The sequence below is a fragment of the Salinicola socius genome (genome assembly GCF_001937195.1).
In the GTDB taxonomy this organism is placed as follows: Bacteria; Pseudomonadota; Gammaproteobacteria; order Pseudomonadales; family Halomonadaceae; genus Salinicola; species Salinicola socius.
Window position 1 is genome coordinate 143769 of sequence record NZ_MSDO01000001.1, and the last position, 20791, is coordinate 164559.

Annotated in this window: 19 protein-coding genes; 8 read left to right on the plus strand and 11 right to left on the minus strand. The window is 63.3% G+C overall.

The genetic code is table 11. The annotated features are described in order from the left end of the window. Positions 1-69: 69 nt before the first annotated feature. Both argB and slmA read left to right on the plus strand, forming a co-directional pair. Positions 70-972 (plus strand): acetylglutamate kinase, encoded by a 903-nt coding sequence (argB, locus tag BTW07_RS00635; protein ID WP_075568212.1) that lies wholly within the window; start codon positions 70-72, stop codon positions 970-972. 141 nt (positions 973-1113) lie between these two features. Then, positions 1114-1731 (plus strand): nucleoid occlusion factor SlmA, encoded by a 618-nt coding sequence (gene slmA / locus BTW07_RS00640; RefSeq protein ID WP_075568213.1) that lies wholly within the window; start codon positions 1114-1116, stop codon positions 1729-1731. Between the two features lie 92 nt (positions 1732-1823). On the opposite strand, the gene rpoH is transcribed toward slmA, so the two are convergent. The 4 genes from rpoH to ftsY form a co-directional block, all read right to left on the minus strand. Beyond that, positions 1824-2690 (minus strand): RNA polymerase sigma factor RpoH, encoded by an 867-nt coding sequence (gene rpoH, locus BTW07_RS00645; RefSeq protein ID WP_075568214.1) that lies wholly within the window; start codon positions 2688-2690, stop codon positions 1824-1826. Between the two features lie 268 nt (positions 2691-2958). Further along, positions 2959-3954 carry a permease-like cell division protein FtsX gene (gene ftsX / locus BTW07_RS00650; protein ID WP_075568215.1) on the minus strand — a complete coding sequence of 332 codons (996 nt, stop codon included), beginning with the start codon at positions 3952-3954 and terminating at the stop codon, positions 2959-2961. Further along, positions 3951-4619, minus strand: a complete 669-nt coding sequence (ftsE, locus tag BTW07_RS00655; protein WP_075568216.1) for a cell division ATP-binding protein FtsE — start codon at positions 4617-4619, stop codon at positions 3951-3953. The genes ftsX and ftsE overlap by 4 nt, the downstream gene beginning before the upstream one ends. After that, positions 4616-6166 carry a signal recognition particle-docking protein FtsY gene (gene ftsY / locus BTW07_RS00660; RefSeq protein ID WP_075568217.1) on the minus strand — a complete coding sequence of 517 codons (1551 nt, stop codon included), beginning with the start codon at positions 6164-6166 and terminating at the stop codon, positions 4616-4618. Before ftsY ends, ftsE begins: the two co-directional genes overlap by 4 nt. Before the next feature lie 129 nt (positions 6167-6295). Here ftsY and rsmD point away from each other — a divergent pair, with 129 nt between their 5' ends. Next, the gene (rsmD, locus tag BTW07_RS00665) at positions 6296-6973 is read left to right on the plus strand and encodes a 16S rRNA (guanine(966)-N(2))-methyltransferase RsmD (RefSeq protein WP_075568218.1); all 678 of its coding nucleotides are present in this window, start codon (positions 6296-6298) and stop codon (positions 6971-6973) included. A 149-nt stretch (positions 6974-7122) separates the two neighbouring features. Further along, positions 7123-7326, plus strand: coding sequence for a cell division protein ZapB (locus tag BTW07_RS00670; RefSeq protein ID WP_075568219.1), 204 nt, complete (start codon positions 7123-7125; stop codon positions 7324-7326). 170 nt (positions 7327-7496) lie between these two features. Here BTW07_RS00670 and BTW07_RS00675 read toward each other — a convergent pair whose 3' ends face one another. The 7 genes from BTW07_RS00675 to prfB all read right to left on the minus strand — a co-directional run bounded on the left by BTW07_RS00675 (position 7497) and on the right by prfB (position 14294). Next, the gene (locus tag BTW07_RS00675) at positions 7497-7994 is read right to left on the minus strand and encodes a GNAT family N-acetyltransferase (protein ID WP_083941369.1); all 498 of its coding nucleotides are present in this window, start codon (positions 7992-7994) and stop codon (positions 7497-7499) included. Between the two features lie 60 nt (positions 7995-8054). Continuing rightward, positions 8055-8951, minus strand: a complete 897-nt coding sequence (locus BTW07_RS00680) for a hypothetical protein (RefSeq protein ID WP_075568220.1) — start codon at positions 8949-8951, stop codon at positions 8055-8057. Next, on the minus strand, positions 8948-9259 hold the full coding sequence (locus BTW07_RS00685) for a BolA family protein (RefSeq protein WP_075568221.1): 312 nt from the start codon (positions 9257-9259) through the stop codon (positions 8948-8950). The genes BTW07_RS00680 and BTW07_RS00685 overlap by 4 nt, the downstream gene beginning before the upstream one ends. A gap of 94 nt (positions 9260-9353) precedes the next feature. Continuing rightward, positions 9354-10742: an MFS transporter gene (locus BTW07_RS00690; RefSeq protein ID WP_075568222.1), complete on the minus strand. Its 1389-nt coding sequence runs from the start codon at positions 10740-10742 to the stop codon at positions 9354-9356. Between the two features lie 46 nt (positions 10743-10788). Then, positions 10789-11175, minus strand: coding sequence for a hypothetical protein (locus BTW07_RS00695; protein ID WP_075568223.1), 387 nt, complete (start codon positions 11173-11175; stop codon positions 10789-10791). A 273-nt stretch (positions 11176-11448) separates the two neighbouring features. Next, positions 11449-13005 (minus strand): lysine--tRNA ligase, encoded by a 1557-nt coding sequence (lysS, locus tag BTW07_RS00700; RefSeq protein ID WP_075568224.1) that lies wholly within the window; start codon positions 13003-13005, stop codon positions 11449-11451. A gap of 190 nt (positions 13006-13195) precedes the next feature. Beyond that, positions 13196-14294, minus strand: a protein-coding gene (gene prfB / locus BTW07_RS19535) for a peptide chain release factor 2 (RefSeq protein ID WP_110661390.1) whose coding sequence is annotated in 2 segments (ribosomal slippage) — positions 13196-14218 and positions 14220-14294 — 1098 coding nt in all. Because the reading frame shifts where the segments join, the coding sequence is not laid out codon by codon here. A 242-nt stretch (positions 14295-14536) separates the two neighbouring features. Between prfB and BTW07_RS00715 the strand changes: the two genes are divergently transcribed. From BTW07_RS00715 to BTW07_RS00730, 4 genes are all read left to right on the plus strand, one after another. Beyond that, the gene (locus BTW07_RS00715) at positions 14537-16114 is read left to right on the plus strand and encodes a peptide ABC transporter substrate-binding protein (protein ID WP_075568227.1); all 1578 of its coding nucleotides are present in this window, start codon (positions 14537-14539) and stop codon (positions 16112-16114) included. 278 nt (positions 16115-16392) lie between these two features. Continuing rightward, positions 16393-17991, plus strand: a complete 1599-nt coding sequence (locus BTW07_RS00720) for a peptide ABC transporter substrate-binding protein (RefSeq protein WP_075568228.1) — start codon at positions 16393-16395, stop codon at positions 17989-17991. Between the two features lie 30 nt (positions 17992-18021). Then, on the plus strand, positions 18022-19005 hold the full coding sequence (locus BTW07_RS00725) for a C40 family peptidase (protein WP_075568229.1): 984 nt from the start codon (positions 18022-18024) through the stop codon (positions 19003-19005). 159 nt (positions 19006-19164) lie between these two features. Further along, complete coding sequence (locus tag BTW07_RS00730) at positions 19165-20718, plus strand: peptide ABC transporter substrate-binding protein (RefSeq protein WP_244158280.1); 1554 nt, start codon at positions 19165-19167, stop codon at positions 20716-20718. The last annotated feature ends 73 nt before the right edge of the window (positions 20719-20791 follow it).

Genomic DNA, 20791 nt, shown 5'->3' on the forward strand with positions numbered 1-20791 from the left:
ACGCAACAACAGGGAACGCGCCGCCTTCGATAGACGCGTGGCGCACAGACAGTGGAGATATAACGCCTCATGAACGAGAGCCCACGCGATCCGCGTCAGGTCGTCGAGATCCTGTCGGAAGCGCTGCCCTATATTCAGCGCTATTCCGGCAAGACGGTAGTGGTCAAGTACGGTGGCAACGCCATGACCGAAGACAAGCTGATCGACTCCTTCGCCCGCGACATGGTGTTGATGAAGGAGGTCGGGATCAATCCGGTGGTGGTCCACGGTGGTGGCCCGCAGATCGGCCAGCTGCTGGCGCGACTCAACATCGAATCGCGCTTCGTCAACGGCATGCGTGTCACCGATGCCGAGACCATGGATGTGGTCGAGATGGTGCTCGGCGGGCTGGTCAACAAGAGCATCGTCACCCAGATCAACCAGTGCGGTGGCAAGGCGATCGGTCTGACCGGCAAGGACAACGCTCAGATCCTGGCGCGTCAGCTCAAGGTCGAGCAGCACAATCCGGCGCTGACCGAGCCCGAGATCATCGATATCGGACATGTCGGTGAAGTGGAGCACATCTCCACCGATCTGATCGAGATGCTCGCCGAGCGCGATTTCATCCCTGTCATCGCGCCGATCGGCGTCGACCGCCAGGGGCGCAGCTACAACATCAACGCGGATCTGGTGGCAGGCAAGGTGGCCGAAGCGCTGAAGGCCGAGAAGCTGATGCTGCTGACCAACGTCGCCGGCCTGCAGGATGCCGAAGGCAATGTCATGACCGGACTCTCCACCGAGCAGGTCGATGCGCTGATCGCCGACGGCACGATCTACGGCGGCATGCTGCCGAAGATTCGCTGCGCGCTGGAAGCGGTCAAGGGCGGCGTCGGCAGCGCTGTCATCGTCGATGGCCGCGTGGTGCACTCGACGCTGCTGGAGATCTTCACCGATGCCGGGGTCGGCACCCAGATCACCGACCACCGAGACTGACGAATCCAGCAACAACGGTGCGCATAACCCCCGTTCCCATCATTGCGGGCCCGGAAGGCCCGCCCCGGTCGCCCAATAGATCATCACGCGACCGGGCCGCTCCAGGAAGGAGCTCCAACAAAGCGACCGATAAGAACCGCCATGACGCAGGCAACTCCCCCACTCTCCCGCCGCGAACAGATCCTTCAGGCACTGGCACTGATGCTCGAGGAGGATAGCGGCAAACGTATCACCACGGCCGCGCTGGCCCGCCAGGTCGGTGTCAGCGAGGCAGCTCTCTACCGCCATTTTCCGAGCAAGGCGCGCATGTTCGAGGGGCTGATCGAGTTCATCGAGGCCAGCCTGTTCGAGCGTATCCGACGCATCCTCGACGACGAACCGTCGGCGCTCGCGCGCTGCGAGACGATCGTCCAACTGGTGCTGACGTTCGCCGAAAAGAATCCCGGTCTCAGCCGGCTGATGGATGGCGACGTGCTGACCGGCGAGACCGCGCGTCTGCGCACACGCATGTCCCAGCTGTTCGAGCGACTGGAAACACAGCTCAAGCAGGTGCTGCGCGAGGCGGAACTCCGCGAGGGCTTGCGCCCTCGGCTGACCGTATCGGCGGCGGCCAATCTGCTGTCAGCCTTCATGGAAGGCCGGATCAGCCAGTACGTTCGCAGCGACTTTCGCCATCGGCCCACGACGCACTGGGAAGACCAGTGGCGTCTGCTGGGCGGCGGGCTGCTGGCCGCCTCGCCTCAGACCACCTCGCTATAGCGCTGGCGCCAGTCGTACTGACACCAGTCGTACTGACACCAGAAAGCCCGGCCATTGGCCGGGCTTTCTGGTGCTGCGTCCTGCAAAGATCATCAAGCCGCCAGGGAATCACCCAGCTGCAGTTTGATCTTCTTCATTGCATTTTTCTCGAGCTGACGGATACGTTCGGCGGAGATGCCGTAGACATCAGCCAGTTCATGCAGCGTGGACTTGTGCTCGGAGAGCCAGCGGCGCTGCAGAATGTCCCGAGAGCGCTCGTCGAGCTCACTCAGCGCGCTGCGCAGCCGCTGCGTGTAATCGGCTTCCCAATCGTCGGCCTCGAGCTGGGCGGCAGGATCGAAACTGTGATCCTCGAGATACTGCGCCGGCGCCTGATAGCCCTGCTCTTCCTCTTCGCCCGGGCTGGCGTCGAAACCGGCGTCATAGGACGTCAGGCGACCTTCCATCTCACGCACGACCTTGGGTTTGACGTCGAGATCCCTGGCGATCGCATCGACCTCGTCGTTGTTCAACCAACCCAGACGTTTCTTGGCACTGCGCAGATTGAAGAACAGCTTGCGCTGCGCCTTGGTCGTGGCGATCTTGACGATGCGCCAGTTACGCAGCACGTATTCGTGAATCTCGGCCTTGATCCAGTGAACCGCGAAGGAGACCAGCCGCACGCCCTGATAGGGATCGAAGCGCTTGACCGCCTTCATCAACCCGACGTTACCTTCCTGGATCAGGTCGGCCTGGGGCAATCCATAGCCTGAATAGCTACGCGCGATGTGCACGACGAAACGCAGGTGCGACATGATCAATCGGCGAGCCGATTCGAGATCGTCTTCCTGGTATAGCCGCACGCCCAGATCATGCTCTTCGTCCGCCGTCAGCACCGGAATGCCGTTGACGGCTTGAATATAACCGTTGAGATCGTGACCCGGGGAGAGGTTCCCAATGGATTGAAGACTGGTGCTCATGTGCGTTGTCTCCATGATAGGCGGCGTGTCGAGGCGAAGAGCCATCCGGCTCGATTCGACAGCAACGCGTCGCGACAGGGTATTCTGCCTGTCTACGAGGATGCCTGATAAGACCCTCAGTCTAGACAAACGTTCAATACTGACGCCAGCTCCGGAAAATCCGAAGTCATGCCGTCCTTCGAGATGACGATAAACCGGCGAACGGTGACGCCGGCTATTATGCCCTCAGTTGGGCAGCATTGGCGATGACTCGACACCGCTGATCAATCTACCTTGGCTTGATGTCCGCCAGATGACGCCCGACGGCGAGCCATGCGCCTAGCCAGCCTAGTAGTGTACTAAAAAGCAGCAGCAAAGCCGAATGGCTTCCGCCCAGGGATGGCAGCGCGAAGTGAGCGCCATAACTTTGCGCCAGCGCCGCCACCGGCGATGCCAGCCAGTTGCCACCCAGCAGCAGAATCACCAGTGCCAGGACGCCACCACCCAACCCGTACCAGGCGCCACTGTAAAGAAACGGGCGCCGCACGAACGCATGCGTCGCGCCGATCAGCGTGACGACCTCGATCTCCTGGCGACGACTCTCCACGGCGAGCCTGATGGTATTGCCGACCACCAGCAGCACGCCCAGGCCGAACAGCAATGCCAGTGCCAGCGCAACGCGCTGCCCCAGCGCCGCCAATTGTTGCAGCCGATCCAGCCAAGCCAGATCCAGCCGCACCTCATCGACACCGTCGAGCGTCTGCAACTGCTGGCTCAGTGACTGGACACCAGCAGGATCGGTATCCGCGGGCGTCACCACGACACTTGCCGGAAGCGGATTGGCATCGAGCTGGGACAGCGCGTCGTCGACCCCCAGCGTCTGCTGAAAATCCGCCAACCCTTCGGCTGCGGTCACCAGACGGGTTCCGGCCACGCCAGGTTGCCCCCCGACTTCGGCCGCCAGGTCCATCGCTTCGGACTCGTCGACATCGGCGTCGAAGTAGACCGTCAGCGTGGCGCTCTCGTCGAGCTCGGCATCGAGCAGCCGGGCACTATCCAGCGCCAGCCAAAGGCCGGCTGGCAGAATCAGCGCGATGGCGATCGCCAGCATAGTCAACAGCGTTGCGATCGGTCGCTTGACCAGCCGCAAGGCACTGTCACCCATCATCGCGCGATGGTGGCGCATCCACGCGCGACCGCCGCCCGCGGCACGACGCTGCGGCTTCTGCGCGCCACGGCGTTCTTCGCCGCGACGTTCTTCCACCGGAGATTGACGCTTGCTCATGCCGCCTCCCCGTCACCGATGAGCCGTCCATCCCGCAACTTCAACACGCGGTGACGCAGCCGGGCGATCAAGGCCAGATCGTGGCTCGCCACCATTACCGTGGTACCGATGCGATTGAAATCCTCGAACAGCCGCATGATGTCGGCAGAAAGCTGAGGGTCGAGATTGCCGGTCGGCTCATCGGCCAGCAGCAGCGCCGGCTTGTTGACCACCGCACGGGCGATCCCTACGCGCTGCTGTTCACCGGTGGAAAGTTCGATCGGCAGCGCCCGCTCGCGATGCAGCAGCCCCACCTTGTCGAGTGCAGCACGCACGCGGCGCGCGGCATCGGCCGGCTCGACGCCTTGAATCGTCAATGGCAAGGCGACGTTGGCGAAGATATCGCGATCGAACAGTAATTGATGATCCTGGAAAACCACGCCGATCTGACGGCGATAGTAGGGAACCTGACTGATATGCAGTCGATCGAGGTCGTGGCCGGCGACCAGAACGCGGCCCCGTGATGGCCGCTCGAGCCGCATGACCAGACGCAGCAGGGAGCTCTTGCCGGCACCGGAGTGGCCGGTCAGAAACAGCATCTCGCCGCGCTCGACGCGGAAATTGATGTCGGCGAGCGCCTCGAAGCGCCCGCCGTAGCGTTTGCCGACATGCTCGAACGCGATCATGAATCCGCGTCGCTGTCCCGGCCGGCGTCTCGATCGAAGAGCGCCTTGACGAACGTCTGGGCATCGAACGGGCGCAGATCCTCGAGCGACTCCCCGACACCGATGAAGCGAATTGGCGTCCCCATCTTCTTGGCAAGCGCGAAAATGATGCCGCCCTTGGCAGTACCATCGAGCTTGGTCAAGGTGATACCGGTGACCGGAATCGCCTCGTTGAACGTGGTCGCCTGGGAGATCGCGTTCTGGCCGGTGCCCGCATCGAGCACCAGCATCACCTCATGCGGTGCCGTGGCATCGAGCTTGGCCATGACTCGCTGCACTTTCTTGAGCTCTTCCATCAGATGGCTCTTGTTGTGCAGTCGGCCGGCGGTATCGGCGATCAGCACATCGACCTTGCGAGCTCGCGCCGCCGCGACGGCATCGTAGATGACCGAAGCGCTGTCGGCACCAGTGTGCTGAGCGATGACCGGAACCCGATTGCGTTCGCCCCAGACCTTGAGCTGCTCCACCGCCGCGGCCCGGAAGGTATCGCCGGCCGCCAGCATCACGCTGCGACCCTCGTTCTGAAAGCGCTGGGTCAGCTTGCCGATGGTCGTGGTCTTGCCGACCCCGTTGACGCCGACCATCAAAATCACGAACGGGCCTTCGCCCTTCGCTGGCAGCTGCATCGGCTTCGACACCGGCTCGAGCAGTGCCGCCAGTTCTTCCTGCAACGCGCGGTATAGCGCATCGGCGTCGGCCAGCTCCTTGCGTGACACCCGCTCGGTCAGACGCTCGATGATTTCGCTGGTCGCCTCGATACCCACGTCGGCCAGCAGCAGTTGGGTTTCGAGATCCTCGATCAGCTCGTCGTCGATCTGCTTCTTGCCCAGCAGCAGATCGGCAATGCCGTCGGTCAGGTTGGCGCGCGTGCGGCCGAGGCCGGCACGCACGCGCGACAGCCAGCCGCCCTTGGGCTTTTCCCTCGGCTCGGCCGCGGCGGTCGATGGCTCGACAGCCGGCGACGAGGCTTCAGGCTCTGGCGTCGAATCCAGCGTGGCATCGGATGCTGACGAGGGCGACGGCGTCGGGGTCACATCCGTTGCCAGATCGGCTTCACGTGTGCCGTCGGCCGGGGTTTCCTGGAGCGCGGACTTCGACGACTCCTGCGACAGGGGTGCATCGAGCGCTTGCCTGGCGGCCGTCTCCTCGAGTGTCGAAGGATCGTAATCCACCGCGGGCGGACGATCGGGATCCTCATCCTGAACGAGAGGTTCGATACCGGGCGCAACGGTCTCGACATTCAGGGGGGGCTCCTGGCCCGGCGCAGGGGAGGTTTCGGTCCGGTAGGACGCCTGCTCGACGCCGGTTTGGCCGCGCGGCACGTCCTCGGACTGCGACGCGTCGGAGGTGACGCGCTCGGCATCGTCGCTTGCCGTCTCGCCGGATCCCTCTTCTGCGCTTTCCTCTTCTGCGCTTCTCTCTGCCGCCGCGGCCTCGGCTTCCTCGGCCTCGCGCCGGCGGGCCTCTTCTTCCTGCTGCTTTTTACGACTCTTGAATAGTCCGAACATGGATGGCTTCACTGCTGAAAAGCCGTGCGTGCGCCGCTGGATTAGCGTCGATCATCACGGCTTCGGAGAATATCGATATCGAGGCCTCATCCTATCACCGCGAGGGTTGCGGGGGTACAATTGCGCGCCATGAATCGACGCCGCTCCCGCCGAGCTGCCAACGGCGCCCGACACCGCGCTGACGATAGCGCTCGAAGCCCCGCCAAAGGCAGCGACTCTCGCCGCACAGGCCAGCAACCCGCCCATCGTGGCAGCGGCCAGCTGCGCCTGATCGGCGGCGAGTTTCGCCGCCGCAAGCTACCCATTACGGATAGCCCGGGTCTGCGTCCGACGCCGGATCGAGTGCGCGAGACGCTGTTCAATTGGCTGGCATTCGATATCGGCGGCCGTCGCGTGCTGGATCTCTACGCCGGCACCGGCGCACTGGGTCTGGAAGCGCTATCGCGCGGCGCGGCCATGGCAGCGTTCGTCGAGTCCGTTGCCGATGTGGCAACGATGCTGGAAACGAATATCGAAACGCTGGGCGCGGCCGGCCACGTTCATCGAATCGACGTCGAGCGCTTCCTGACCGGGGTCCCGTCTCCGTTCGATATCGTCTTTCTCGACCCGCCTTTTCGCCAAGGCCTTGCAGCCCTGGCCTGCCAGCGGCTCGAGTCCCAGGGGTGGCTGGCGCCCGAGGCGATGATCTACGTCGAGACGGAGCACGAGCTTGACTGGCAGCCACCGGCCCACTGGCAACTGCACCGCGAAATCGTCGCCGGAGACAGTCACGGTCGGCTGTTTCGGCGCCAGCTGGCGACCGATTGACGTCGCCACTTCGAGACGCTTGTCGTCGGCCCCGGCGCCACGTAGGCTGGCGCCCACTGGGCCCATCGATGTTTTCAAACACGCGGTCATCAACGTTAAAGACACCCGTCGTTAACCGTTAACGTCACTCACTTTCAAGGAGAGTATCAATGAATGGTGAAATCTTCGCCAAACTGGAACAGAAGATTCAGGACGCCGTCGACAGCATCGAGATGCTGAAGATGGAGAATGAAGAACTGAAGGCCGAGAACGCTCGCTTCCAGCAGGAGCGTGACGAGTGGGAACAGCGCCTGGGTGGCCTGCTCGAGAAGCTGCAACCTCTGGACGGCAGCGCGACCAGCGACAACGGCTGAAGCGATGCCACGGGGCGACCTGCCACAGGCTGCCCCGTTAACCCCCTACCTGTATCACGCTCATCCGCTCATTCTGCTGCAAGCCTTTCCGACAACTGCCCTGCCCACCGTTCGTTTCATCTGCCATTGCCTGCTTACACCACTGTCTTCGCCACTGGCCGCCGACACGGTTACTCGGTCAGCGCCCGCGACATCAGTAGCGCGTCCTCGTTACTACCGTCATCTTGCCGATAATAGCCACGCCGTTGGCCATCGATTCCGAATCCGGCGCCCTCATAGAGCCTGCGAGCCGCGACATTGGAAGCGCGAAGCTCGAGCAACAGGCGCTCGGCACCGCGTTCGCCGGCACGCCGCATGATCCAGCCCAGCAATTCCCGGGCCAGGCCGTGACGCCTCTCTTCCGGCAGAACACAGATCGACTGCAGCTCGGCGTCAAAGGGGAGATAGGCCAGAACGGCCGCGGCTCGCAGTTCCGCGCCGCCCCCGGACCAGAGGCCCCAGACTTCGTAGCCGTCATCGATCAGCGCGGCGCTCAACAGCGCTTCCGACCAGGCATCGTCGTTGGCCCGGCGCTCGAACGCCATCAGTGCCGGCAGGTCATGGACACCAAGCAGAACCAGTGACGCGTTATGCGATGAAATCGGGGAAGTTGGAACATTGGCGGACATGGAAAACGTGACTCTAGGGAGCATTTGACGTCGGAGACGCCGAACGTCAGCGAGATCCGCTCACTCCGGAGCGGTAGATCGTAGATGCCAGGCTTGCCCAACCGCCTGCAGCAATGACCAGCATTCCCGTTTGGCCGTGGCGGAGGTCAGCAGATCGTCGGGATGCGGTAGATGGTGACAGCGCCAGTTGACCTCGTTTGCCGGGTCGCTCAGCAGTGGTGCCCAGATCTCTTCGCCCACCACGATAGCGCCGTCGATCGTCATGCCGTGGCGTCGCGCCTGTCCGGCACAGAACACCTGGATGCCTTCGCGGGCCTCGTCGGCCGGGTCGCTCGCCGACACATCCATCAACGGCCAGGACAGACTCGACAACGGGGTCGCCTCGACGGGCATCCCGACGCTTTTCAGCATCTGTCCGAGCAGGATCTGACCTGCGAGGGAGAGCGGCCGCTCGCCGGGCAGCATCAGCCACCATCGCTCGCCGATGACCGATAGCGACAGCGTGAAACGCAACGGCTCGGCCGGCGCCGATGTCCCGAGCGCTGCGACATCGTCGGAGGGTGCCTCGTCGACAGGCGCAGATGCCGGCCGGGAAGCGGGCTCGGATGCCGCTGCGGTCTCGGCGGTCTTATCGCCACCGCTCGAAGCGCCATTGATCGAAACGCCATCGACCGAAACACCATCAAGCAGCGCCCGGGCTCGCGATAACGGCGCCGCGGCGCCTGAGCCAGCCGGAGGTACATCATCGGCGGGCTGGCCGCGATCGACCTCGACTGGCCGCACCGGTGTTTCCAGCAGTGCGTGCAGACGCTGACCCGGCGCCGGCTTTTCCGGCTCCGGTGCAACGCTCCAATCGCCCTGCTCGGTCGGCCGGGCATTGACGAAGCGATACCGCGAAACCCAACTGGCGATTCCCATGGCTTCGAGGTACTGGAGGCGTTGAGGGTCGCCGATCACCGGCGGCCTCCGCCGCGGCAATTGGGCGAATCGGGGCGCGCCTCGCCGCGAGCCGACCACTGCTGCGGCGTGTAGAGATGCAGCGCCAGCGCATGAACGGGCCCCGCGAGCTCGTCGGCCAGCAGGCTGTAGATCAACTGATGGCGCTTGACCGGCATCAGGCCCGCGAACCGCTCGGAGACCAGCGTCACCTTGAAGTGGGTTTCCGAATCCGGTGGCACATGGTGCATGTGACTCTCGTTCTCGACCGTCATCCGGACCGGTTCGAGCGTCGAGAGTTTCTCTTCGATACGTGCTTGAACACTCATGACAGCTCCTCCTGTGCCAACCGAACCATTGTAACGCCTCATCGCCCTCTCGGGCGACGGCCCGAAGAACGAGGTGGCGCGCAGAGGCGGCAGATCAGCGACGCAGCCCCTTGGCCGCCATCGGCGTTCGGTAGAGACTCAGCGCCAGAGCCACCAGAACCGAGCCAACCCCGACCCACAGCGACAGCGTCAGCGAACCGAAGGAGAGACCGAGGATGAGACCGACCAGCGCCGTCCCCAGCGACTGCCCGAAGGTGCGCACCGAGGCCAGCACGCCCGAGGCATTGGCGCTCAACTCCACCGACACGCTGCCGATCATTTCGCGGTTGTTGGGTGCCTGGAACAGACCATAGCCCACGCCGCAGAGCGCGGTGCGCCAGATCACGTCGATATAGCTGGAATCGGCATCGAGCCCGGTCAACGCCAGCATGCCCAGCAGAAACAGCGCCAGCCCGGTCGAGCTGATCAAGGCCGGATTGCCCTTGTCCGCCAGCCGCCCGGCCAGCGGACCGATGATCATGATGACCAGCGGCCAGGGCGTGAACAGTACCGCCGACATGATTGGCGACACGCCCATGACGGTCTGGTAGAGAAACGGCAAGCCCACGAAGGCCACACCCTGCGCCAGAAACGCGAACATCGACACGATAGCGGCGAACGAGAAGCGCGGCTCGGCAAACAGGGCCAGGGGTACCAGCGGCCTGGCGGCGTGGCGTTGGCGATAGATGAACCCCACCAGGCAGATCACGCTGAGCGCCAGCGTCACCAGCGCGAGCGCGCCCCCGTTGCCATGACCCAGTTGATCGAGGGCAAAGACGCTGCCGCTGAGCATGACGATCGACATCAGCGCGCCCCAGACATCGATTCGCCCGAGGATGGGTTTCTCTCGCGGCAGCGCGCGCACGCCCAGCACGAGAGCCAGCAGGCCGATCGGTACATTGATCGCGAACAGCCACGGCCAGCTCGCCACATGCAGGATCAGCCCGCCCAGCGATGGCCCCGCCGCGATACCGAAGGCCACCGTCAGCGCACTGAGCCCGATCGCCGAGCCCAGCAGCCGGGTGGGAAAGATGATTCGATAGAGAGAGGGGCCGATGCTCAGCATCGCGGCAGCGCCGATCGCCTGCAGCCCCCGCATTGCCAGCAGGAATTCGAACGAACGGGCCAGTGCACAGCCCAGCGATGCCACGGTGAAGAATATCAACCCGCCGATATAGAGGCGGTGGCGCCCGACGCGCCGGCTCACCGCGGCGAAGGTCAGCAGCAGCGCGGCGGTCACCAGCTGATAGACGTTGGCGATCCAGATCGATTCGGAGCCGCTGATCGCCAGCTCTTTGGCCAACGTGGGAAGGGCAATGTTGACGATACCGTTGTCCAGCACCGCCATCTGGGTACCGGTGATCATCGCCAGCAGCGCCAGCCTGCGTTCGCGCCCGGGTAGACCGTCGTCCCCCGGGCGCTCCTCGAATAGCCGCTTCAGCATGGTCTGAAGAAGCGTCGAGCACTACCGTCAGGCAACATCCGACCCATCACTCCTCGTCGGTTTCCATCAGCAGTTCGTCGTCGACCTCGGAGGTCTCCAACTCGGCCTCGTCGTCGAGATCCACCGCCAGATAGCTATGCTCGAGCGTCAGGAAAGCTTCGAACAATGCCCAGTTCAGGCTCTCCGGCCACTGGCGTTCGTCCTCTTCCCAGGCCCGCAGTTCGCTTTCGAGAATGTCGTAGTAACGCTCCTCGATATAGCCGTGCAATGCCTCCGGCGTATCCATTTCGGGAATCAGATAGACGGTGTTTTCGCCAGCGATGTCGTCGAGCGTCAGGTCGTCTTCACCGACGGTCGGCTCCAACGAGTTGACCCAGTCGACGAACGCCTGGGTCGGCTTGACGCTCAGCGCGGAACGATTGAGCAGCTTCATCGGTGTCACCTCTTTTTGGGAACCGCACGGGGTCGGCGGAATTCGAACCGCAGCCATTATGGGCGCTCGCTGCGCCCCTGACCAACAACGTCTAACGAAAACCGCTCACAGAATGCCGATTGGTCGTCTTCAAGTGAAAGAGGCCGAGACAATCTGCGAGCTGCTCTAGCGCAAGGCGCACGGAACTCGGGCGTCCGAGCCCATGGGGTATGGGTGAAGCCGCCGCTTGCCGCGCCACGCTGCGATCGAGCAGCGCAGCTATCGTATTCGGCCTTATTCGGGGCGCATCGCCGGGAACAGCAACACATCTCGAATCGACGGGCTGTCGGTCAGCAGCATCACCAGACGGTCGATCCCGATGCCCTCGCCGGCAGTCGGCGGCATGCCGTATTCCAGCGCACGCACGTAGTCGGCATCGTAATACATCGCCTCCAGATCGCCAGCGTCCTTCTCTGCCACCTGGGCGGCGAAACGCTCGGCCTGATCCTCGGCATCGTTGAGCTCGGAGAACCCGTTGGCGATCTCGCGCCCGCCGACGAAGAACTCGAAGCGGTCGGTGACATGGGGATTGGTATCGTTGCGCCGTGCCAACGGACTGACTTCAGCCGGGTATTCGGTAATGAACGTCGGCTGATCGAGTCGGTGCTCGGCGACTGCCTCGAAGATCTCGGTCTGCAGCTTGCCCAGCCCCCAGCTCGGCTTGGTCGAAATACCCAGGCGCTCGCAGGTCGCCTTGGCGGCGTCGAGGGTATCGATATCGGCTTCACCGATGGCGCCGCCTTCGACCTCGCCACCGTATTCGAGAATCGACTGACGCAGGGTCAGACGACGAAACGACTGACCCAGATCATAGTCGGTGCCCTGATAGGTGACGGTGGTCGTGCCCAGCACCTGTTCGGCCGCGTCGCGAACCATCGCTTCGGTGAGATCGAGCAGGTCACGATAGTCGGCGTAGGCCCAGTAGAACTCGAGCATGGTGAACTCGGGGTTGTGGCGCGTCGACAGCCCTTCGTTACGGAAGTTGCGATTGATCTCGAACACCCGCTCGAATCCGCCCACGACCAGACGCTTGAGATAGAGCTCGGGCGCGATGCGCAGATACATGTCGATATCCAGCGCATTGTGATGCGTGGTGAACGGTCGCGCCGTGGCACCGCCGGGAATCGGCTGCAGCATCGGGGTTTCGACTTCCATGAAACCGCGCTCGACCATGAAGCGACGGATCGCGGCGATGACGCCGGAGCGAACCTCGAACACGCGCCGCGACTGCGGGTTCATGATCAGATCGACGTAGCGCTGACGATAGCGCGCTTCGAGATCGGTCAGGCCATGGAACTTGTCCGGCAGCGGTCGCAGGCTCTTGGTCAGCAGCTTGGCCTCGACCAGCATCACGTAGAGATCACCCTTGCCGGACTTGTGCACCGGGCCGCGGCCGGCGACGATGTCACCGATGTCCCAGCTCTGGATATCTTCGAGCAGCGCGGCCGGCAGTCCCTTCTTGTCGACGTAGAGCTGGATCTGGCCGGAGACGTCCTGGATCACCACGAACGGCCCGCGCTTGCGCATGACCCGGCCGGCAACGGAAGCCTGGCGATCGAGTGACTCGAGCTCGGGCTTGTCCTTGTCGCCCAGTTCCGCCTGCAGAGCCGCCGCCAGACTGTCGCGTCGGAAGTCGTTGGGGAACGCACTGCCGCCCTGCTCCGCCGCCTGCTCGCGACGCATCGCCAGCTTGGCGCGGCGCTCTGCGATCAGCCGATTTTCTTCCTGCACCTCGTTCTGCGATTCAGAATGTGCCTCGGAAGGGGATTGCGGATTGTCCTGATTCGCCATGTCATCGCCTGTCGAAAAGAAAGTTAAGCCGCGAGCGCGGCGCGTTGTTCGAGCGCCCGAACCGGTCGAGGGGCCGCTACGAGCGACGCCAAGACAAGGCGAACTCGACGAGCCAGCGGAGTTGACGGTGGTGTCAATGAGCATGGCGAGTCGAGTTTCAACGCCGTATTGGCGAGCGCAGTCGGCCCGATCAAAGGCCCTGTTTAAGGCTCGCCACGATGAACTGATCCAGATCCCCGTCCAGCACCTTGTCGCAATTGCTGCTCTGCACGCCGGTGCGCAAATCCTTGATCCGCTGATCGTCGAGCACGTAGGAGCGGATCTGACTGCCCCAGCCGATATCCGCCTTGCTGTCCTCGGCCTGCTGCTTGGCCTCGTTACGCTTCTGCATCTCGTGCTCCCACAGCCTCGCCTTCAACTGCTTCATGGCGAAGTCGCGGTTGGCATGCTGGCTACGCTGACTCTGGCACGCCACCACGATGCCCGTCGGCTCGTGGGTGATACGCACGGCCGAATCGGTGGTGTTGACGTGCTGACCGCCAGCGCCGGAGGAGCGATAGGTATCGGTTCGCAGATCGGCCGGATTGATCTCCACCTCGAACTTGTCGTCCACCTCGGGGGAAAGAAACACGGACGCGAATGAGGTGTGGCGACGGCCGCCAGAGTCGAACGGGCTCTTGCGCACCAGACGGTGGACACCGGTTTCGGTCCTGAGCCAGCCGAAGGCGTATTCGCCCTGCACGTGAATCGTGGCGGACTTGATACCGGCGACTTCGCCTGCCGAGACTTCGGTCAATTCTGCCTTGAAGCCGTGATGCTCGGCCCAGCGCAGATACATGCGCAGCAGCATGTTGGCCCAGTCCTGAGCCTCGGTGCCGCCGGAGCCGGCCTGGATATCGAGATAGGCGTTATTCTCGTCCATCTCGCCGGCGAACATGCGCCGGAATTCCAGCTTGTCGAGCTGCCCCTCGAGATACGCAAGCTCCTTGCGCACTTCGTCGATGGTGGCGTCGTCCTCTTCCATCACCGCCAGCTCGAGCAGCTCGCGGTTGTCGGTGAGGCCGCTGTCGAGCGTATCGATCGTCTCGACCACCGCCTCGAGGGAGGCACGCTCCTTGCCCAGTTTCTGGGCATAGTCCGGATCGCTCCAGACATCCGGGTTTTCCAGCTCGCGGGAGACTTCTTCTAGCCGGTCTTTCTTCTCGGCATAGTCAAAGATACCCCCTCAGGACGTCTGTCCGTTCGGACAGGTCCTTGATGAGGTTGTTGATCGGGTTGATCTCTTGCATGGGGTTCCTGCCAACGTAGCCACGGGCGCTCCCCCGAGCCGACAAAAGCGTGAGCCGGAAACCGAATCGAGAGAACGCCCCAAAAGGGCGCTCATTGTAGCCAAATGGCGCCATAGCGTCATCCCGCGCGCCACGGGCAACCTCAAAGCGCTGTGCGGGATGACGCTATGCGCTAAGGTTGGAAAAATCGCGCGTCATCGATACGCGTTCGACTCAACACTCATTCGAGGGATAGCGCTTCCATGATACCGACCCGACTTGCCACCGCTATCGGTTTTGCCGCCAGCTTGACCGCCCTGCCGCTTCAGGCCGCCACGCTACAGGTGGGCATCTCCGGCGATCCCGCCTCGCTGAGCCCGGCCAAGATCACCGGCGGCGTGTGGGAAGAGGACGTCCTGCGGGATATCTTCGAAGGCCCGATCGCCATCGATGCCGACGGCCAGATCATCCCCGGTGCCGCCGAAAGCTGGGATATTTCCGCTGACGGCAAGATCTACACCTTTCACCTTCGCGACGATCTCGAATGGTCCGATGGCGAACCGTTGACCGCCGATGATTTCGTCTACGCCTATCGTCATCAGGTCGATCCCGAGACGGCTTCCAACTACGCGCATCGCCTTTATCCAGTGGTCAACGCTCAGGCGATCAACGCCGGTGACAAGCCGCTCGATTCACTGGGTGTCGAGTCCCTGGACGACGGCAGGACGCTCAGGATCACCTTGAACGCCCCTACCGTCTATTTCCTCAAGACGCTGGTGCTGCCGTTCGCCTACCCGATCCCGAAGCACGTCGTCGACGAGTTCGGCGATGACTGGAGCGATCCGTCGCATATCGCGGTCAACGGGGCGTTCAAGCCAGTGAAATGGGTCTCCAACACCGAGCTGGAAACGGTCAAGAACCCGAACTTCCATGATGCCGACAACGTCAGCCTGGACGGCGTCGACTACTATCCGCTGGAGGACAAGAACGCCGGCATCCAGCGCTTCCGCGCCGGCGAGCTCGATATCCTGCGCGACTACCCGGCGGCGCAGTATCCACGGCTGTCGGAAAACCTGCCGGACGCCACCCACCTGTTCCCGTCACTGGGCACCTACTACTACGTGTTCAACCTTCGCGACGGCTCCCCGGTCGCCGACAAGCGCGTCCGCGAGGCGCTGAGCCTGGCGATTCGTCGCGACGTGATCGCCAAGCAGCTGCTGAAAGGCGGTGTCGAGCCGGCGACCTCTCTCGTTCCCCCGGGTACCAGCGACTACGAGGCCCAGTCCCAGCCGGGCCTCGACGACGACATGGACAGCCGACTGGCCAAGGCCAGGTCGCTGATGCAGGAAGCCGGCTACGGCCCGGACAAGCCGCTCGAACTGACGCTGCGCTTCAACAGCGGCGACGAGCATCGCCAGATCGCGGTGGCCGTGGCAGCCATGTGGAAACCGCTGGGAGTCGACGTCGAACTCAGAAATACCGAAGCCAACGTCCATTACGCCGATCTGATGGAGGGCGATTTCCAGGTCGCCCGCGCCGCCTGGATCTCCAGCTACGATGATCCTCAGAATTTCCTGCAGCTGCTGTCGGCGGAGACCAACAATTACGGCGGCTACCAGGATGCCGATTACAATCGGCTGATCACCCAGTCGGACGCCGAGCAGGACCCGGCCAAACGCAGCAAGCTGATGGCCCAGGCCGAAGCGCTGGCCCTGGCCGACTATCCGCTGACCCCGATCTATACCTATAGCTCGCGCAACCTCGTCGATCCCGAAGTCGAAGGCTGGAAAGACAACGCGCTGGATATGCACGCCTCGCGCTGGGTCGATCTGCCAGAGTGAATAGACCAACGTCTAACGGGGATCGAATGCAAGGCAAAGGTGGCGTATCCGCCGCCTTTGCGGTCCTCTATGCGTGAAATGAAACAGGCCATCGAGCATTTGAATTAGACGGCTCATGAGGTTCGCGCGAAGGTACTGCATTGAATCTACGGGCCATACCGGCCATCGCTCGGGAACGCATTCGGATCGGCTCCTTCTCGGCGCTGCCCCGTAAAGATTTCCACCACGAATGTTTCACAACGAAATGTTTCACAACAACAAGCCGGAGTGCTCCATCCATGTCGAAGACGTCCCTCCCCCGCACGCTGTTTCCGCTCAGTGCTTTGGCGCTGGCCACCTCGCTGATGGCATCGCCGGCGTTGGCCGAGACACTCAACATCGGCGTCATGGGCGAGCTCGCCTCCTTCGATACCTCGCAGGTTTCCGGCGGCGTGTGGGAATCCCAGGTGTTGATGGACGTCTACGAAGGGCTGTTCAAGAAGTCGCCGGATGGCGAGCTGCTGCCGGGCATGGCGACAGACTGGGAGGTCTCCGACGATGGCAAGACCTACACCTTCCAACTGCGTGAAGGCGCCAAATGGTCCGACGGCGAGCCGGTCACAGCCGAGGACTTCGTGTTCGGCTGGCAGCATCTGCTGGCGCCGGAGAACGCCTCCAAGTACGCCTACATGCTCTATCCGATCGTCAACGCGGAAGCGATCAACACCGGCGACAAGGCCGCGGACACGCTGGGAGCGGAATCTCTCGATGGCGGCAGGACGCTCAAGGTCACGCTCAACCACGCCACGCCCTATTTCCCGCAACTGCTGACCCACTACACCTCCTACCCGGTACCCAAGCACCTGGTCGACGAGTACGGCAAGGATTGGGTCAAGCTCGACCACATCGCCACCAACGGGGCGTTCAAGCCGGTGGACTGGGTCTCGCAGTCGAAGATCAGCGTCGAGAAGAGCTCGACCTACTACGATGCCGACGATGTCTCCCTGGACGGCGTCAACTACTTCACCACGGAAGATCGCAACGCCGGCATCTCGCGCTTCCGCGCCGGCGAGCTGGACGTGCTGCGAGAATATCCCTCCAGCCGTTACCAGTGGCTGACCGAGAACCTCCCCGACGCCACCCACATGAGCCCATATCTTGGCTCCTACTACTACGTGCTCAACAACCGCGAGGGCAGCCCCACCGCCGACAAGCGCGTGCGCGAAGCGCTCAACCTGGCGGTCCGTCGCAACGTGCTCTCCGAGCAGATCATGGCCGGCAGCTTCAAGGCCTCGACTGCCATGGTCCCGCCGGGCACCAGCCACTACGACGTCCAGCAGATGGATCTCGGCAGTGACGACATGAACGCGCGCATGGCCAAGGCGAAGGAACTGTTGAAGGAAGCCGGATACGGGCCGGATCACCCGCTGGATCTACGCCTGCGTTACAACACCAGTGACGAGCACAAGAAGATCGCCATCGCCGTTGCCGCCATGTGGAAGCCGCTGGGCGTCAACGTGCAGATGATCAACTCCGAAGCGACCGTCCACTACCAGACCATTCAGCAAGGTGACTTCGATGTGGCGCGTGCCGGCTGGATCGCCGACTACGACGATGCCGAGAACTTCCTCACCCTGCTGCACACCGGTGTCGGCAACAACTACGGCGCCTACTCCAACCCCGAGTACGACAAGCTGATGGACCAGGCGGCTCAGACCCTGGATCTGGATGCCCGCGAGAAGCTGCTCGAGAAAGCGGAGAACGTGGCCCTGAACGACTATGCGTTCATTCCCATGCTGACCTACGTCACCCGCAATCTGGTGAACCCGAAGCTCGAAGGCTGGGCAGACAACGTCGAGGACGATCATCCGTCCCGCTGGGTTCACTTCACGGAGTAATCGCGTGAATGACGCTCAGCGAGACTTGACGTGAGTTGCGTAGGTGTTGCCGTCGCCGGATTGTGGACATCCCCCGAAGCGCCGAGAGCCATCGACTCCCCGGCGCTGGCCGACCCGGTGCTGCTGGAGCAGTGGCTGGCCGATCTGGACGACGACACCCGTCTTGCCCTGTGCCAGGAGAAGCGGCTCGCCACGCAGGTCCTGCTGGACACGCCGGTCGAGGTGCTCGAACGCCAGCGGGACAGCCAGGGCAACGACTGGAATCGGGTGGTGGTCCCGAGCCAGCGGTCCTCGCTGGACGAGCGCGGCTACCCCGGCTGGATTCCGGCGACGCAGCTCGTCGAGGCAGAGGGCTGCCCGGCCGATGCCGAGTCGGTGGTGGTGATGGCTCCCGTCGCCTGGCTCCAGGGTCTGCCCCAGGAACGCTCGCTGAAACTGAGTTTTCTGACTCGGCTGAAACTGGCCGAACCGGGAGACAACGCCAAGGCCCGCGAAGGCTCGCGAGTGTGGGTGAAGACCTCGCTGGGACGCGGCTGGTTGCCACGCGACAGCGTCCAGTTACCGGGCGACGCTTTTCCGGCTACCGCGGCCACCCTGGAAATGCTGGGTCGACGATTCGATGGACTGCGTTATCTGTGGGCCGGCAACTCGAGCTTCGGCTACGACTGTTCAGGGCTGGTTCACAGCCTGTTCGCCGCCATCGACATCGCGCTGCCTCGCGACGCCCACGATCAGGTCAAGACGGGTCAGCCGGTCGAGCTCGACGAGCGGCGCTCCGGCGATCTGCTGTTTTTCGAGAAGCCCAACGACCAGGGCCGGCTGGTCGTCGATCATGTCGCGCTATACCTCGGCGAGGACCGCATGCTGCACTCGCCCACCAACAATGCGCGTATCGAATGCCGTCGACTTTCGGGTAGTCGCTATGAAACGGAGCTCTGCGCCGTGCGTCGCTATCTCGACCCGGGCGATCCGGGAACGGTGATTCCCGCAGGAACTGTTCCAGCGGGAACATGAAGACTTAAGATCGAGACGGGGTCGCCAAAACCGGCGAAGGCGCCAGCAGCCCCGGCAATAACAAACGCTCAACAACGGATGGACTCGATCATGCGTACACAGCCCAGATACGGCTCACATCGAAGAACCGCCAGGCTCGTCCTTCCCCTGCTCGCGGCCGTGAGCCTTGCGACATCCCTGTCCGTCGACACCGCCCGGGCCGCCACGCTGAATATCGGCATCCAGGGCGAACCGGCATCACTGGATACCGCCCGGATCGGCGGTACCACCTGGGAGAACGACGTCCTCGGCGACCTGTTCGAGGGCCTGGTGACGTTGAATCCGGGCGGCGAGTACATCCCCGGCGCAGCCAGCAGCTGGGACATTAGCGACAATGGCACCGTCTACACCTTCAAGCTCCGCGACGACGCCAACTGGTCGGACGGCGAACCCGTGGTTGCCAAGGACTTCGTGCTCGCCTTCCAGCGTCTGTTCGATCCGGCCAACGGCGCCGTCTACGCCAGCCTGTTCTATCCCATTCGCGGCGCCGAAGCGCACACCAAGGGCGAGCAGGACGCCCCAGAACTCGGCGTCGAAGCCATCGACGCCAAGACGCTGAAGATCACCCTGAACCAGCCAACGCCCTACTTTCCGACGCTGCTGGCGCATATCGCCGCGTCTCCGGTGCCCTCGCATCTGGTCGAGCAGTATGGCGACGACTGGACCCAGATGGACCATATCGCCACCAACGGTGCCTTCACCCCGAAAAGCTGGGTCTCCCACGATCATATCGCGGCGCGCAAGAACGCCGAGTTCCATGCCGTCGACGACGTCGCGCTCGAGGGTGTCGACTACTATCCGGTCGAGGATCGCAGCGCCGGCCTGCAGCGCTTCCGCGCCGGCGGCCTCGACATCGTCCGCGACTTCTCGCCGGATCGATATCAGTGGCTGCAGGAGAACCTGCCCGACGCCGTGCATCTCGCCCCGCAGCTGGCCAACTACTACTTCGCCCTCAACCAGCGCGACGGCCACCCGACCGCCGACAAGCGTGTCAGGAAAGCGCTCAACCTGGCGATTCGCCGGGACGTCATCGCCGACAAGATCATGGGCGGCGTCGTCTCCCCGGCCAGCGGCTTCGTGCCCGATGGCGTCGGCCATTACGATGCCCAGACCATGCCCGGCCTCGATCAGGCGATGGACGACCGAGTCACCGAGGCCAAGGGCCTGCTCGATGAGGCCGGCTACGATGCCGACCACCCGCTCGAATTGACCCTGCGCTACTCCACCACCGAGGCCAACAAGCGAATCGCCGTGGCGCTGGCCGCGATGTGGCAGCCGCTGGGCGTCGAGACGCAGCTGATCAATGCCGAAGGCGCCGTGCACTACGCCGAGCTCGCCGCAGGCAACTTCGACGTCGGACGCGGCAGCTGGGTCGCCGACTTCGACGACGCCAGCAACTTCCTCGGCATTCTGCAGAGCGACTCGCCCAAGAATTACGGTGGCTACAAGAGCCAGCCCTTCGACGAGCTGATGACCAAGGCCAGTCGCGAAACCGACCTGGCGGCCCGACAGAAACTGCTGCAGCAGGCCGAACAGCAGGCGCTGTCCGACTACGCGGTGGCACCGATCTACGTCGACGTCTCGCGCAATCTGGTCAATCCCAAGCTGGAGGGATGGGAGGACAACGCGCTCAACCGGCATCTGTCGCGCTGGTTTTCGTTAAAAGCGGACTGACGACATAACAACTCGAATCACCAATGCCGCCGGATCGTACGATCGTTGCGACCGGCGGCCGAGGGAAGCATGA

Bases quoted from the DNA above. Each gene is read 5' to 3' on its own strand.
- rpoH (WP_075568214.1), bottom strand. From the start codon at position 2,690: ATGAGCACCAGTCTTCAATCCATTGGGAACCTCTCCCCGGGTCACGAT.
- rsmD (WP_075568218.1), top strand. From the start codon at position 6,296: ATGAATCGACGCCGCTCCCGCCGAGCTGCCAACGGCGCCCGACACCGC.
- argB (WP_075568212.1), top strand. From the start codon at position 70: ATGAACGAGAGCCCACGCGATCCGCGTCAGGTCGTCGAGATCCTGTCG.
- slmA (WP_075568213.1), top strand. From the start codon at position 1,114: ATGACGCAGGCAACTCCCCCACTCTCCCGCCGCGAACAGATCCTTCAG.
- BTW07_RS00690 (WP_075568222.1), bottom strand. From the start codon at position 10,742: ATGCTGAAGCGGCTATTCGAGGAGCGCCCGGGGGACGACGGTCTACCC.
- ftsE (WP_075568216.1), bottom strand. From the start codon at position 4,619: ATGATCGCGTTCGAGCATGTCGGCAAACGCTACGGCGGGCGCTTCGAG.
- ftsY (WP_075568217.1), bottom strand. From the start codon at position 6,166: ATGTTCGGACTATTCAAGAGTCGTAAAAAGCAGCAGGAAGAAGAGGCC.
- ftsX (WP_075568215.1), bottom strand. From the start codon at position 3,954: ATGAGCAAGCGTCAATCTCCGGTGGAAGAACGTCGCGGCGAAGAACGC.
- BTW07_RS00720 (WP_075568228.1), top strand. From the start codon at position 16,393: ATGTCGAAGACGTCCCTCCCCCGCACGCTGTTTCCGCTCAGTGCTTTG.
- lysS (WP_075568224.1), bottom strand. From the start codon at position 13,005: ATGGCGAATCAGGACAATCCGCAATCCCCTTCCGAGGCACATTCTGAA.
- BTW07_RS00675 (WP_083941369.1), bottom strand. From the start codon at position 7,994: ATGTCCGCCAATGTTCCAACTTCCCCGATTTCATCGCATAACGCGTCA.
- BTW07_RS00715 (WP_075568227.1), top strand. From the start codon at position 14,537: ATGATACCGACCCGACTTGCCACCGCTATCGGTTTTGCCGCCAGCTTG.
- BTW07_RS00685 (WP_075568221.1), bottom strand. From the start codon at position 9,259: ATGAGTGTTCAAGCACGTATCGAAGAGAAACTCTCGACGCTCGAACCG.
- BTW07_RS00695 (WP_075568223.1), bottom strand. From the start codon at position 11,175: ATGAAGCTGCTCAATCGTTCCGCGCTGAGCGTCAAGCCGACCCAGGCG.
- BTW07_RS00670 (WP_075568219.1), top strand. From the start codon at position 7,123: ATGAATGGTGAAATCTTCGCCAAACTGGAACAGAAGATTCAGGACGCC.